At 30.7% G+C, this 15,252-nt stretch carries 15 protein-coding genes; 4 read left to right on the forward strand and 11 right to left on the reverse strand.

Translation table 11 applies throughout. The annotated features are described in order from the left end of the window. Positions 1 to 63: 63 nt before the first annotated feature. The 5 genes from csn2 to dcm form a co-directional block, all read right to left on the reverse strand. On the reverse strand, positions 64 to 732 hold the full coding sequence (csn2, locus tag M3005_RS03395) for a type II-A CRISPR-associated protein Csn2 (RefSeq protein WP_293793685.1): 669 nt from the start codon (positions 730 to 732) through the stop codon (positions 64 to 66). Beyond that, the gene (gene cas2 / locus M3005_RS03400) at positions 729 to 1,034 is read right to left on the reverse strand and encodes a CRISPR-associated endonuclease Cas2 (RefSeq protein ID WP_293793687.1); all 306 of its coding nucleotides are present in this window, start codon (positions 1,032 to 1,034) and stop codon (positions 729 to 731) included. The genes csn2 and cas2 overlap by 4 nt, the downstream gene beginning before the upstream one ends. Continuing rightward, positions 1,012 to 1,917, reverse strand: a complete 906-nt coding sequence (gene cas1, locus M3005_RS03405) for a type II CRISPR-associated endonuclease Cas1 (protein WP_293793689.1) — start codon at positions 1,915 to 1,917, stop codon at positions 1,012 to 1,014. The genes cas2 and cas1 overlap by 23 nt, the downstream gene beginning before the upstream one ends. 48 nt (positions 1,918 to 1,965) lie before the next feature. Next, positions 1,966 to 6,177, reverse strand: a complete 4,212-nt coding sequence (gene cas9 / locus M3005_RS03410) for a type II CRISPR RNA-guided endonuclease Cas9 (RefSeq protein WP_293793693.1) — start codon at positions 6,175 to 6,177, stop codon at positions 1,966 to 1,968. 501 nt (positions 6,178 to 6,678) lie between these two features. Continuing rightward, complete coding sequence (gene dcm / locus M3005_RS03415; RefSeq protein ID WP_293793695.1) at positions 6,679 to 7,965, reverse strand: DNA (cytosine-5-)-methyltransferase; 1,287 nt, start codon at positions 7,963 to 7,965, stop codon at positions 6,679 to 6,681. Positions 7,966 to 8,055: 90 nt separating this feature from the next. On the opposite strand from dcm, the gene M3005_RS03420 reads away from it, so the two are divergent. Next, positions 8,056 to 9,498 (forward strand): Sau3AI family type II restriction endonuclease, encoded by a 1,443-nt coding sequence (locus M3005_RS03420; protein ID WP_293793697.1) that lies wholly within the window; start codon positions 8,056 to 8,058, stop codon positions 9,496 to 9,498. Positions 9,499 to 9,530: 32 nt separating this feature from the next. Here M3005_RS03420 and M3005_RS03425 read toward each other — a convergent pair whose 3' ends face one another. Beyond that, on the reverse strand, positions 9,531 to 9,764 hold the full coding sequence (locus tag M3005_RS03425) for a hypothetical protein (protein WP_293793698.1): 234 nt from the start codon (positions 9,762 to 9,764) through the stop codon (positions 9,531 to 9,533). 155 nt (positions 9,765 to 9,919) lie between these two features. Between M3005_RS03425 and M3005_RS03430 the strand changes: the two genes are divergently transcribed. The 3 genes from M3005_RS03430 to M3005_RS03440 are packed head-to-tail and all read left to right on the forward strand — an operon-like array spanning position 9,920 to position 13,462. Then, positions 9,920 to 11,857 (forward strand): hypothetical protein, encoded by a 1,938-nt coding sequence (locus M3005_RS03430; protein ID WP_293793699.1) that lies wholly within the window; start codon positions 9,920 to 9,922, stop codon positions 11,855 to 11,857. A gap of 2 nt (positions 11,858 to 11,859) precedes the next feature. Further along, positions 11,860 to 12,693: a hypothetical protein gene (locus tag M3005_RS03435; protein ID WP_293793701.1), complete on the forward strand. Its 834-nt coding sequence runs from the start codon at positions 11,860 to 11,862 to the stop codon at positions 12,691 to 12,693. 1 nt (position 12,694) lies between these two features. Continuing rightward, positions 12,695 to 13,462 (forward strand): DUF6339 family protein, encoded by a 768-nt coding sequence (locus tag M3005_RS03440; protein ID WP_293793702.1) that lies wholly within the window; start codon positions 12,695 to 12,697, stop codon positions 13,460 to 13,462. 13 nt (positions 13,463 to 13,475) lie between these two features. Here M3005_RS03440 and M3005_RS03445 read toward each other — a convergent pair whose 3' ends face one another. The 5 genes from M3005_RS03445 to M3005_RS03465 all read right to left on the reverse strand — a co-directional run bounded on the left by M3005_RS03445 (position 13,476) and on the right by M3005_RS03465 (position 15,240). Next, a complete protein-coding gene (locus tag M3005_RS03445) occupies positions 13,476 to 13,826 on the reverse strand; it encodes a hypothetical protein (protein ID WP_293793703.1) in 351 nt (116 codons plus the stop codon). Between the two features lie 66 nt (positions 13,827 to 13,892). Continuing rightward, entirely contained in the window at positions 13,893 to 14,159 is a 267-nt protein-coding gene (locus M3005_RS03450) for a hypothetical protein (protein ID WP_293793705.1), read from the reverse strand. 12 nt (positions 14,160 to 14,171) lie between these two features. Continuing rightward, complete coding sequence (locus M3005_RS03455) at positions 14,172 to 14,384, reverse strand: hypothetical protein (protein ID WP_293793706.1); 213 nt, start codon at positions 14,382 to 14,384, stop codon at positions 14,172 to 14,174. A gap of 37 nt (positions 14,385 to 14,421) precedes the next feature. Further along, positions 14,422 to 14,613 carry a hypothetical protein gene (locus tag M3005_RS03460; RefSeq protein ID WP_293793707.1) on the reverse strand — a complete coding sequence of 64 codons (192 nt, stop codon included), beginning with the start codon at positions 14,611 to 14,613 and terminating at the stop codon, positions 14,422 to 14,424. A gap of 108 nt (positions 14,614 to 14,721) precedes the next feature. After that, a complete protein-coding gene (locus M3005_RS03465) occupies positions 14,722 to 15,240 on the reverse strand; it encodes a hypothetical protein (protein ID WP_293793708.1) in 519 nt (172 codons plus the stop codon). Positions 15,241 to 15,252: the final 12 nt, after the last annotated feature.

Here is a 15,252-nt window from a genome sequence, read left to right on the forward strand (position 1 = left end):
GTACTAAACCTCATTGATTCAACATACTTCTAAAACCGATGTTTTATCATCAAATTCTAATATTCAGTATTGCCAATCAACAAAGTCTTTATCGATAAAGTAATATCGACATATACCTGACCTATTTATAGACCCGTTTTCATATTCAATATCAAGAATAGATAATCCAACCTCTTTACACATATTATGTATTTCAGTTAATTGATCATCATCTAAGTAATTAGCTAAATTACAGACAACGATCATAGATTTATCATCAATCTCGATTTTTAACCTTATTAATAAATTAATTATATCATATGGATTATCACAAACAGAATCATCCAAGTGAATTTTTGCATTCTTTAATATATCTTTTATAGAAATTTCTAAATCTGTTGTTAGCGGAATGTCCAACATAAATAATTTTGACTGAATCATCTTTTGAATTTCTACACTATGATGTTGTAAATCATTAATTTCATCATTCATTAGTCCGCTAATAATCTTATTTATAAGTGATGTAATGCTTTTTGAAGATAATCCCTCAAAATTAATTAAATCACCATAAAAATCAATATATTTACTCTTTAATAGACTTTCAAAATTGTCATTAAATATTTTAATCAGTTCATTTCTGCCTCTAAATCCATTTAATAGTTCAAGATACACTTGATGATTAGCGGTACCAATTATCATCATTCCATTATTTAAATCGTTGATTGAATCATGATTCTCGTATGAAATATTCATAATATAATCGTCCTATCTGAAGTGTTCCGTACATCATCTACCTTTTTTCCAGCAATAAAATGCATATCGCTATATTGCTTTTCTGTCATCATAAAACTCTGGATTAATCCTTTTTTTGGTGCTATTGCTGATAGTTTTTGTTCTAAAAATTCAGCAGATTGCTTAGTTACACATACTCTACAGTATACAGAATACTGAATCATCAAAAAGCCCTCGTTAATTAAGTTCTTTCGAAACTTTCGATAGTTGCGGCGATCTTCAGCTGTATCGGTAGGTAAATCAAACATTATCATTAAGCGCATTATTCGGTACCTCATTAATTATCTCCACCTTATAATCTTTAATAATTCCATCGTTCAAATAGTCTAAACAATCACTAACATACTTATTAATCGCGTTTTTTAATATCATCTTTTTATCGTTATACATAATTTCTAAATTTAATAACTGAACCAGGCCAAACTTTACATCTGGGGTTAAAGAATCGAACTTCTTAAAAGAAATCCAATAATCAACAATTGGCCTGAATGGTTCCATTAAATCTGAACTCAAATTAAAGGAATTTTCTAAACTATGATGATGAATACCAAAATAAGTTAAATTACCTTTACTAGTAATTTCTCGATTAAAATTAGATAGTAGAATTGAGTAGCCATAATTTAAAGCAGCGTTAACAGCTAGGTCCTTTTTGCGACTAAACTTATCGTCGAATAAAAGCTTAAAATATTTTCTAGCAGCGACTGCTTCCCTGTTACTTGTATCTCCAATTTCAATTTCTTCCAACTCTTTATTTAGTTCTTCATGCCCATCAATATGCTTATACTTTAAAACTGTGATCTGATTTATGATTTTTCGGGTAACTATTTTCGTCCATAATATTTCTTTTCTACCATCATCCCATCTAGTCTGTTTATCAATAATATCTATGTCACGATTATTAGGATAATTATTAAATATCTCGCTTGTCGGGTTCCCATACTCATCAGTAAAAATTATTTTCGCGTTCACTTTATTTAAATGATTAATTAAATCGCATGTTATAACCGCTTGCGTTGTTCCAACTAATAGTAAATAGATGTCATTGATTGGAATCTGATGAAGGCCTTCAAAATTTTGCACTATCATACAATTGCTAGAATAAGAAAGTTTAGAATGCTGTGAAATGATTACGCTACGCCATCCCATAGAGAATCCTCCTTACAAAAAAAGACGATATAAATCGTCTTTTGTATTTTATAAATCTTTTAATCTTAGTTTTCTTTCAAATAAACCAGATGGAGATTGATACAATATTTGACTGTTTTCTGACATGGTTATTCCACTAGGAGATTGTAATTGTCCTAAAGGTGTACTTAATCCTAATTCTTTTATTCTGATAATAGATGGGCCTGCATGCAGTCCATCAAGAACCTTTAACAGAACTTCCAATTTACCAGTATCGTCTTTATTAGAAAAGTTAGGCAATTTAACAAACTTATCAATTCCATTATTTAATTTCTCTCTAAACTTATTTGTATCATAAAGATCAAAGTATAGATTTACTGAATTTAGAATGCCATTATATGCATCAATTAACTTACTAGATATCTCTTCGTCAGATAAGTTAGATATCTTTCTTTTATCAGACAAAATCTCTATCAAGCTATCATCAATAATTAATTGCTTAGCATTATATTTATATGTTGAACTTCCCAAAGTATATTTTTCATTACCATCAACAATTAATTGACCGTACATAACATTATCCACAATAACTCTGAAATCAGAAACATTCCCGCCTAATTTCGCACTTACTACATCATGTAATTTTTCTTCGTATTTTCCGTTATGTTTGGCATTTTTAAGGTTTTGAACTTCTCGTAGAGGAATCCCAACAACTTTATAAATTTCCTTACCTTTGTTATTGATTTTAACAATAACCATATGGTGATCTACGTTACCTGATTTGTATCCATAAATATTAGGATCTAAATCATTTTTTATTGATATTGGGGAACTAACGCTATTAGCTTTTTTAGCGGAATAAATCGTTTGATTAAACAATTGACCACTCTTTGTTGATACTTCTCTGACAATTAACATGTATTTATAATTGTATATTTTCTTAATAGTATCAATCGCATGCTTCCTATCAAGAATAACTTCACCAGATTTTTCATCATAAATAGTGTCAACAAAATCATCTGATGGATTAGTAATATCGTGTAAGAAGTTGAATGTTTTGATGTCTTTTAAATCATCCGCATCTGAAAATTTCTTGAAATCTCCATAAACAAACATATTTCTTAATTTAGGGTATCTATTATATAGATATCCACCAACAAATGTAGTCAAATAAGCGTCAACTGCGTGGTGATAGTCATTTAATTCACGAACCTTATATAGGTCAAAAGTTTCACGCATTAAAGAGTTCATCTTAGCTTTAACTTCGATGATTTTGGTGCCATTATCAGAAAATTCATCAGATAAGATATTGGCTAACAGCTTGATAACTTGACTAGTTTCTACTAACTGTCTTCTAACGAATCCATGCTTAGTATATTTACTCAATTGATTTACATCGGTAAATCTCAAGTTTTGTAATTTCTTCTTGCTGATTAAACCTAATTTATTTAAATGGTTCCACAATTCTTCTGTCTTACCATTGATGTTTAATCCGTTTAAAGGAGTATGGTTACCCTTCTTTTGATTATTGGTGTAATGTGTTAATACCCTATTGTCAAAAGAATCATCTTTATAAAAAGATTGTGGGACAATATGGTCAATTTGATAACTATTTAAATCATCAATATTAATGGATGTACCGTCATATAAATCTTTTCCCATTTGCATAAAGTATAGATAGAACTTGTCTTGATCCATACTTCCCTTATGGTCTTTGAATTGTTCCTTTAAATCATCAGATACTTCTTTACCTAATTCTTTATATTGTCTAGAAATACTATTGCTACGGCTTCTGGTAATAGTTCCATTATCTTCAGGGCTTCTAGTAAATTCAATAGCAATACTTGAAGGCGCTTTTCCTCCCATCGCATTTTGAATGTCCTTAACGATCTTGTATACCTGTCTAATAGCTTTTTTATTTTGTGGTGAAGTGTATGCTTCATCTAATACACTTTCAATATCTGTATTCTTAATAAAATCACTATTATTTTCTTGGATTTGAGACTTAATTTCTGGTTTGGAAACGGCTTCCATAAATGTTGTTGATTCATTCCAAAGAGAATCAATAATTCTTTGTCCGTCATCATCTAATAATCCAGTAAGTAATTTAGCAGATAGTCTACCCCATCCTGCATATCTTTTGGCTACAACTTGCTTCACTTCATCAGGAGTAATCCAACTAATATCTTTTTCTAACTTTTCTTTTAAAATGGAACGATCTTCAAACACAGTTGACCATTCAACAATTTTTTCGAAGTCATCAAAATAGTTAGCATCATCAATTTTATCGCCGAAAATCTTCTTAAAGTCAATATAAGTGCCTAATGCATTATTGAACTTTTCACCATCGGATAGTCCGGTAACTTCAATACCTTCTAGGTGCTTATGATTACTTATTAAATAGTTCTTTAGACGCTTTAATGTAACTGACTTAGTCTTCTTAAATAATTCATTGTATGCGCCTTGCTTTTCAGGCAATGTTAATCGTTTGTTATTAACCTTAATAACATTTAATTCATTTAGCACTTTAAATTGTTGATATAACAAACTATTATCCGGTAGAACATCTTCATTCAATAAGTACGTGTCTTTAACGGTTAATCTCTTAATGAATCTAGATGCGGTAGCTTCTTTATCAACCATATCTTCAAAGTTCCATGGCGTAATTTCACCATCGTTCTTTCTCTTCATCCATGCAAAGCGCTTACCTGATGATTTTTCTTGTTCTTCAGGGGTAATCAAAGGTCCAACATAATATGGGACTCTAAATGATACTAATTCACTAATCTTATATTTAGCAATATGACGTCGTTTGTCATTTGGATTTAACTTACCTAAGAATGGATAGAATTTAGATTGATTTTCAATAATTTTATCTAATTCCATTTGATGAACTTGATGAGGAATATTTCCGTTTTGACTGCTTCTTTGTTTTAATAGATAATCTTTATTTTCAATATCATTACTAATTTGTTTAACAATATCGTAATACTCAAATGATTCATCATCTACATATTTATCTACCACAACTGATTTAATAATATCGCATAAGTCTTGGTTGGAAATATGTCCGGTAGAATAAGTCAAAACATCTTCGATGCTCTTTCTCAAGTCATTTTTAATTGGCAAATCCTTTAATGACTTTATTGCTTCTTTAGTATATTTTTGGCCATCAACATTACCAACATATGCGGTATAAGCATATTCGACGGTTTTCTTTTCATCTAACGGTAAAACATCGATAACTTTCTTTAAATCTTTTAACTGATCATGATGACGATTATACTTAGCAATCATAGATTCTGATAATCCCATACCATTAGGGATAATTTGATTCAATCTAACTCTGGAATAAATGACCTTTAAAGTATTTAAAATTTCAATTTGATTGTCTTCTAAAACTCCAGCTAATTCGTCCATCTTGTCATCACTAGACTCATCAGCAAAGCTAAACTTGTAATCTGTTCCATCATTTGGGTCATAATTTGCAACCTTATATGCGTTAAATTTGTACCCAAGAATAACACTAATAATTTCTTTGGCAATATCTTTTCTAAACTTATTAATGTCCTTTTGAAGTGATTTATCTTCAGTATCATTGTCTAATACATATAATATGTCTTTTAATTTATCTTTTTTATCAGCATTTCTTAAATGATTGTCCAATAAAATACTTTCAATATCAGAGATGTTACTTTCATTTAAATAAAAATTAACATCAAGATTTTCATACATATCATTAATGACAGGAAATAATTCTTCCAATTTTAAATTGGATGCTTCAAAAGAAGATACAGGTGTACTATCTAAAAAGTTTCCACGATATTTAACAATATGTCTCAATGCCAAATATACTTCTCTAATATCAGCTTGTTCTGTTTGGTTAATCAATCGATTTCTTAGATGATAGATAGTTTGGTTTCCATCATGGTAGTATTCACTATCAGTTCTGTCTGGAAATAGTAATGAACCAAAGTATTGTTTTCCTTCATCCTTTGGTGAAATTGATGATTGTTTTAAACGATTAAAAAACTCTGGGTCTTTATGTATGATTTCGTCACGAAAAATATCATCTAGTAACTTAAGTCTCCACTTTCGACGGTTATATCTTCTACGTGCTGTTCTGAAACTTCTTCTTTCTGCTGCGGTTTGTCCCTCTGCGAACAATCTCGCACCAATAACATTTTTACCTTTTACTCTGATTAGATTATTTTCATCATCTCTGGCTGCGAATCCAACAGATGATGTCCCAATATCTAATCCAATATGATAATTTTTCATTAACTACTCTCCCCCTATTTATACGTTGAGTATATTATACTTTTTTTACAACAACCCTTGCAAGATAAAAATTATTATTATATAATTAATTTCGTTGGGTAGCTCCCAACTATTAAACCTTATTGATTCAACATACTAAGTTAAAATCAAACATTAAGTTTAATTTTTTGACTCCGCTATCGGAGCATACATAGAAAAAGGACATCCATTTTGGATGTCCTTTTTCATTTCTATTTATAATTACGTAATAAGTAATCAATTACTGCACAATTAATCAAAATAAAATATCATAATTTTTCTTCGAATTATTTTTTATATTTAAAATAATAGAATAAAATTACTATAGTCCATCCTATTGATGATAAAATCATCCAAAATAAAAATCCGAAAAAGAAATTATCTAAAGATGTTACGTCACCGGTTAATACAACGCTAATTAAGGATGTAACAATAGAAAAAGATATAATCGTGATTAAATAGTATAAAAATCTCCTCATAATATTATCTATACTCTTCAACTATATTCTTAATACCCTTACCGATACCTTCAATAATACTTGTTACCAAGGCATTTCCCATAAAGAACATTCTCATTCGATCAGAAACTTCAGTAACTTCTCCATCAACTAACTTATATTTTGTCCAGTTATCTGGGAAATCTTGCAATCTTTCTGCCTCGATTGGCGTCAAAATTCTATATCTATCATTAATCTTTAACCAATGAGTAGATCTGTTTACACTTCCTTCAGAAGTAAGCATTGTTCTTCCTGGAAGAGATAAGTCTTCATAAGGTGACATTCCACCTTCACTATAAGTGTAAGTATGTCCATCCGCACTGGTTCTATCAATTCTTTTAGGACCACGTAGGTAGGCAAACTTATCAATCTTAGCTTGATCATCAACATAATATTTTTCATCAACGTCTTCTTCAGGCAAGATAATGTCTCTCAATGGAATTGGATTCTTTCCTGAATTAGGGACAGAATCTACTGTATAGTATCTGCCATGTCTCATAATTCCGGTATTAAATACCTTTCCTGTAAAGTTATCCGAAGCTTCAACAATATCATCAGGTAGTTCATAATAAGCTCTTCTACCCTTATATAATTCTTCCTTGATAGGAAATTCTTTAGCAAATAGACCTTCTTTGAAGATGTATTCATCATAAGCATCATCAGCCATTAAAATGCTATCTTGTTCATACTTTTCATCTAAATGCTTAGCATATGGTAAGTCATCCCTAAACACAAAGAAATAAACGCGTCGACGACGTTGTGCTCGACCGTATTCTGCAGCATTAATAACACGCCATTCTACTGAATATCCTAAGCTATTAAGTGCAGTTAACATAATTGAGAAGTCACGACCACGCTGACTGGCAGGCGCCTTTAGTAGTCTATCGACATTTTCAAAAATCATGTACTTAGGATGGATGTTTTCTGCGGCACGAATAATTTGCCAGAATAAGACACCCTTTTTACCTTGAATACCCATTTCATTTTTCTTTGATCTCGCAACGGAATAATCTTGGCATGGAAAACCACCAACAATTATATCAGCATCCATTGATTTGAATTTTTCATCGGAAATTTCTGCAACATCAATTCCGATGTTATCGGAATCTGGGAAGCGATAGTTATAAACATCAAAAGCATCTTGGCTTTTTCTACCAGGTTCAAATTGGTTAGCCCATTTTGTTTGGAATAGTTCCTTATCTGCATTATCTAATCCAATGCGGAATCCACCAACACCGGCGAATAATTCCAAAACATTTAATTTTTCTGCCATGATAATCACTCCTTTTTCAAATTTACTATCTTCTATTATATAATAGATGTTGAAAAGGATCAACACATATTGTCTATTAGTGAGGTAACTATGGAATTTAAGACCAAGGAAGACGTACATAATAGAGCTGTTCAAATTGAGCACATCAAACAATCTGACTTAATAAATCAACTTAATCTAAATATAAAAGGCAACAAAAACGCAATGGGTGACGTTTTTGAAGCCTGGTTTGGCAAGCCAAAAGACTCAGCTAGCGAACCAGACTTAGGAGTCTCTGAATTAAAGGCTACCCCATTTAAAAAGTTAAAGAATGGCAAAATAAGTGCTAAAGAAAGATTAGTGCTCAACATTATTAATTACGCAGAGTTAGACAAAGAAATTTTTGATAAAAGCCACTTGTTAAGAAAAAATAAGGTGCTTGAACTAGCGTACTATGAATACAATAATGACATTCCAAAATCGGAATGGTATTTTGCTAAATGTGTTACTTATGAAATGCTAAAAGATAAAACTGATTTAGAAATCATAAAACGTGACTGGGAAACTATTCAATCATATGTAAAAAATGGTCATGCAGAAGATATTAACGAAGGATTAACCAACTACTTAGCTGCATGTACTAAAGGGAAAAATAAAAATTCACTAAGATCACAACCTAATTCTGATGTTATGGCTAAACAACGAGCATTTTCATTCAAGAGTAGTTTCATGACTACCCTATTAAGAAACTATATTTTTGGCGACAAAAAATCAGACGCAATAATCAAAGATGCTAAATCTCTAGAAACACAATCTTTTGAGGATATAATCATTGATAAGTTCAAACCTTACATTGGTATGTCCGTTAATGAGATAATTAAAAAATTAAATATACCCATAAAAGAAACTGAAACTATTGGAAAATATAACGTTGCAATCGTAAATAAAATTCTAGGCATCAAAAGTAGAAACGGCATCGAAGCTGAAGAATTCCAAAAAGCATCAATCGTCCCAAAAACTGTTCAGTTTGACTATAAAGATAAAAATAAAGAGAGTGTATCTTTACCACCATTTAAGTTTAAAGAATTGGTAAAAGAAAAATGGGAAGATGATGATGGAAATCCCTCCGCAACACTAAATATTTATTTTGCTGAGAGTAAGTTTCTGTTTATAGTGTTTAAATCTGATGAACAAGGTAATAATTTTCTAAAAGGGGTTAAATTTTATCGCGTTCCTGAAAATGAAAGAAACTCAATCATTAAAGAAGCGTGGTTATCCACTATCAAAGAATTAAATCATGGAGTTAATCTAACCTACGATGAAAAAAATAATCGTGTACACAACAGTCTCTTATCTTTAAAGGATAAGATGATTATCCATGTTAGACCGCACGCTGCTCATAGTAGTTATATAAATAACGCAAATTCTAACGAACTTCCTAAACCTGCTAGATGGATTAATAAACCTAAAGAATACTCAAATAATTACATGACTACTCAATCATTCTGGTTAAATAGTAGTTATATTAAAAAATCAGTTGAAGATTTATTGTAAAAAAGATTAGCGAATTTAATCGCTAATCTTTTTTATTTTTTAAATTTAAATTTATTATTACTTTTTATAACTTCATTATCAAAAGAACTTTCCGATCTATCCAACGCTTCTCTAATAGCTTTAAACATATCATTTACTTCTTTTTTTGTATATTCGTATTGCTGTGAATTAGATAAGTTACTAATCAATCTTAACTTATCAATTATGTCGTTAGTTCTTTTTTCTGCAAGTCTATGAAATTTTTCGTTTTTAGTTTCTGAATTCATAATGTGAAAGTCTCCTTCCACGTTTTATATTACCATAGTAATAAATATATATCTATTTAATTATACTATTATTGTTGATTTATTATAATTATGAAACTATAATAAAATTAAAATATTTTTAATATATTTTTAATATATTTAAATGGAGGTATGTGATGAAAACAGAAATTAAAAATGGCAATTGGTTTGTTCCCGTGTCTAATCAAATGAATGTTAGTGGTGTTAACGATTCGAGTCAAGAAATTTTCAAAAACTCTACCCCACTAAAAGCCATAATTAGAGAAAATATTCAAAATTCTATAGATGCTCAAGATAATAAAAATAAGAGCGTTAAAATAGAAATTCAATTAGATTCAATGAAAACAAAAGATTTTCCCGGAAAAGAAAAATTTATTGATTATGTTAATAAAATTTCTGAATCAAAGAGATGGCAAAATGATAATGATGTTAAATCCCTTATTAGAAGAATAAGAGAATCACTATCTAAAGAAGAAATACCCGTTCTAAGATTCAGTGACTATAACACTACTGGTGCTGTAGGAGCTACTGATTATAAGCCTATCCACAGTAATCCCTGGAATTTATTAACATCTACTAATAACGCCAGTGGTAATAAGTCTGACGGTGGTTCCGGTGGATCTTTTGGTGTGGGCAAAAACGCCTCAAAAGTAGCCTCAGATTTAAATACTGTTTTCTACACAACCAAAACTAGCGAAAGTGACAAAATCTTCACTCTTGGAAGTTCTACATTATCATCATATATAGATGATGATGAAAATATTTCTGGAAACATATACACATTCTCAAAAAAAGAGGATAAAGAACCTTTAGATTTTAACATTATCAAATTAGATAGTGGATATTTAAGAAAAGAAAACGGAACAGATGTATTTATCATTTCATTCAATGATGTAGAGGACTTAAAAAAGAATGCTATTAAATATGTACTGTCAGAATTTTTAGTATCTATTTTCATGAATAAATTATCAGTCGATATTATAACTAAAGAAAACAATGAAATTAATCGCTCTACAATTAATAATGATAACCTATACGATGTTATCGAAACACTCCAAAGCGATGATGCCGTTAATTTATCAATAAGGAATTTTTACCTAGCTCTAAACGACGGAATTAAATCCCATCTTCCCGAAGATTATGCAAAAAAATTTAACCTAAGCACGGATGATGGAACATTATATTTATTTGACCGTCAAAATACTAATGATATTTCACCTACAAAATTATTAATGACTAGAGAAACCGGTATGACCATTTTTGAGTTAAACGGTTTTTCTTCATCATCGAAAATGAGCGGTATCTTTATAGCAACTGGTAAACTAAGTAGCTTATTAAGAAAAATGGAAGGCGTAACCCATACAGACTGGAAATATGAATTCTTCAGAGTACAAGATGAAGATGATGCTAAAGTTAACGCACGAGCATTGCTGAAAGAATTAAAATCATTTTTATACGATTTTGTTAGAAATTCTATTAAGAAAAACGATGAAGATTATGTCTTTGATAACCTTATAAATGACTTTATATCTATTCCTGAAGACAGTGGCGTGGAAAATGATAATTTAAATAACGATTCTGAAATCAAAAACCATATTAAGGACGTTAAAATAACATCAAACGGTGTTTCTAATCATAGAACTAAAGCTAAAAAGAATAAGAAAAAACCTGTTAAAGGTAGAATTTCAGATACCGGAAAATCGCCATTACCAAACGATTCTCTAAATAAGAATAATAAAGTAAAACCGAGTGAACCTAAGTGGTACGAAGTATACCCTAATGAAGATTTTCTTATTTCCAACAATGATGAAATGAACTATATTTTTAAAACATCCTCATCACTTAAAAAATCAATGATTATTGTCACAATCGCAGGTGAAACCAAAAAAGAAGTCCCAACGTTGCTTGACGCAACCTTTAATGGTAAAAAATTACGCCATGAAGCATCTGGTTCAGATTTAAGATTATTCATAGATGATGCTATTAAGCAAAACCAATCATCAAAAATATCTTTAAAATTCAAAGAAGGATCAAACTTAGGTCTCGAAGTCAAAATAATGAAGGAGGATTTTTAATAATGAAAATTAACATTAACTATCCTAAACCCATTCTTTCTCCATTTAGTAACGATTTTAAAATCGGATCATTCGATTATGACTGTTCTTATAACCCAGATACTCAATATTTAGAAGTTAAATGCCATTTAACCAACAAGACTATTCAAAATTATATAGATAATGGAGATATGTCTTTTGCCATTAGACTATCTTGCTCAAATTCAAGATTTCGAGACTCTATGGTCAGTAATTCACCTACTATGCGAATGAAAATTGATTCCGAAAAAGTTAGAAATAATGCCGAATTAGATGTATTTATTGTTGCAATGAAAAAAATAGAAAATTTTGACACCATCCATCTTGCAGATGTTTATAAAGATTTTCCAGTTTCATATGATATTGGTGACTATGTTGCAGTTTCACCATCTTCAAATATATCTATTGAATTAGATAATAAAATCAGTAAACCATTCATAAAATATGAAAAAACAGAATCAATAGAAGACTCAAACGTTGATATTAGTGTAGATGTGATTTCTATTCTATTAAGCCCTGAAAATTATAACCGTTATATCATTTACAAAAATAATCCTATTTATTCACAATTAATTTTCCACGCAATTACCGTTCCTGCTCTTACAACGGCTTTATATAAAGCTGTTTCAATGGGAGATGAATTCGACTATGATTCTTGTAACTGGGCAAAAGCAATAGTAGAAAAAAGTGATTTTACATGGGACGAAATCGTTGATGACCCTTCAATCATTAGTGAATTGATTAGTACTACACTAAATAATCCTACTAATAGATTCTTCGATTCCTTAGATTCAATAGATATGGGAGATGATGAATAACATGGAGAAAATTAAGATACTTAGAGAATCTATTTATGACGATATGAAAAGAAATTTCAGTAAATATTCTGATTTATATAAAAAGAATAATTATAAAAAAAGAATAGATTTCTTTGAAGAAAATTCTGTTGATACTGGATTGACTTTTGATTTTCCAGATTTAATTTTGGACAAAGAAAATAAAGATGCTGATATTATTAATGCTGAACGCGTATTTAAGTCATTAGATTTCCTAACATTAGCACAAGCATCAGATATGAGAATGTGGACTTATCTATGTGGAACTTGTTTCTATGAATATATATGTAATTATGTAGGACAAGAAAATGTAGAAAGCGGTAGATTTAACAAAAATAGTATCCCCGCGGATGATAAGTCAGCAAATGAAGCTCCAACAGCATTCATAACTCGTGCAGGATATCCTGAAGCAAGATCACTAGTCATAAATTACGTTTCTAGATTATGGTGGGCAGCTAACATATGCAAAGATGACAACGATTTCTCGTTACTTGCAGTGTTAAACCCACTACCAGGTAGAATGCCTTTAATTAGAAAATTTTGTAACAATAATAAAGTCGCCAAAGCCACTTTAGGCGCTTTGTTTAAGTTTTATTCAGTCGATAATAATGGAGACTTTTCAAGTAGACCTATTTATGATGTTGCTTTAAAAGAAGCAAATATCATTAGTTCTTCACAAGCTCTAGATGTTATTCCAAGAGTAATTCTAGAAAATGAAATATATAACAGAATGAAAGAACAAATAATATAAAAAGGAGATGATTTCATCTCCTTTTTTGTATTCTATAGTAAAACTTCGCGAATAAATTTATGACTCCTTTATTCCCACAAACATCTTTATATTCATCCCTAGAAAGTAATTGAATCCGATAATTTCTCTCAAACCATCCCACCATATCAATTACCTCTGCATTGCTTTCTTTCTCAAATGCCAGATAGTCTTCTTCGGGTTGTTCTAAATTCTTATAATCTGTAAATTCATCAATCATCATTCGATATGCAAGAATGGATAATTTCCAATCATAATTTTTATATTTAATCTGATAGTTTTTATCATCATATGTTCTTAAGTCTTCTTTATAAGATTCACATGCAATTTCCGTAATATCTCTCATATAACCACCTACCAGTAATCATTATAGATCGAATTACGACACAAAAAAGGAATAACTCACTTCGAGTTATTCCTTTTTCTTTACAGATACCACTTTAAAACTATTACGACGCTTTCGAACTCGTGCTTCCTCATTTTTAAGCTCTTGTTCTTCAGCCATCTCCATAATCCATTGTTGATAGCCTTTTGTGATTCCATTGTCTATCATTTCGTACATCAAATCTTCAATCGACTGCTTCTTACATTCAGATAGTACCTGTAATTTGCCAAACATTTCGTCTCCCATTACCATCTTAACAATGAAATCAACTTTATTATTATCATCATCGAACATATTGATCACCTTCTAATCATCAGTAAATCCAATTCTCTTTTCATAGCCATTTTCCAAAAACATTAGCGCTAATGCGCCGATATAGACTAATAATATCACTAGTTCTTGCACGATTGATAGTGGTCTAGTCATCCCGACCCAAGACATAATCATCACGACCACAAATGACAACAATGACAATGTGCGACGGAAGTAAACGACTGCGATTTGTTTTCTGGTTTTCACTATAATCACCTAACCTATGTACATCCCCAGCGGGATTTTATTTAAACAACTTAAAAGTCGTCTTATGGTAAAACTTATTATAGGCAGCTTTATGCGGATTATTAATCCAACCCATCCCTTTTTGTCCATACAATGGATTGAATTCTTTCTTGATTGAGCGGGTCAAACGACCCTTAGTACTAGCTGCTAAAGATTTCTTCCAACTAGGTTTTCTGACGCCGATTTTCATCTTATCATCTTCTTTTCCTAATATACGACTAGTATACATCATAATTAACTAATCGATAAATAATTTATTGAAAAATAAAAAGAACTTCCTCTGAAGTTCTTTTTTGGCTTACACAATCGTAGGGACAGTTGGGTCAAAGAAGTCATTAACTAATAGCATGACACGATATAAATCGTTTGATAATTCTTCTAATCCGGCGTGAGTGCGTTTATTGTATTGTAGTGCTGATTGATAATTAAATAATTTGTAGTTGTCTGGGTCACTAGCATCGTATAAGACAGCGGTTAACGCAGCGGTCAAACCAGCGGTTAATGTTACCTGCATTCGTCTCGTGCTGATTTCGATATCAATCTTGTATCCGGTGATTAAGTCGTGTTTTTCAACGGAAGTAATAAAAATTGGTGTCACTTTAAATGATGATTTAGTGTCATTGGTATAGCGACAATATGTTTCATAATCCCCAATTAATGCGGGAATTAACTCATCATGCAGGCGACCACAAAAACAGTAAAACATATCATGATCAGAAACCTTGTAGTCTCTCACAAATTTCTTGATGCCTTGAATTAATCCGGAAGTTGATGCATTGATTCCTTCATACATTGTGACTAGTTTTTCTTCATCCATTTTAGGTGGCCT

It is taken from the genome of Apilactobacillus sp. (assembly GCF_025290035.1).
In the GTDB taxonomy this organism is placed as follows: Bacteria; Bacillota; Bacilli; order Lactobacillales; family Lactobacillaceae; genus Apilactobacillus.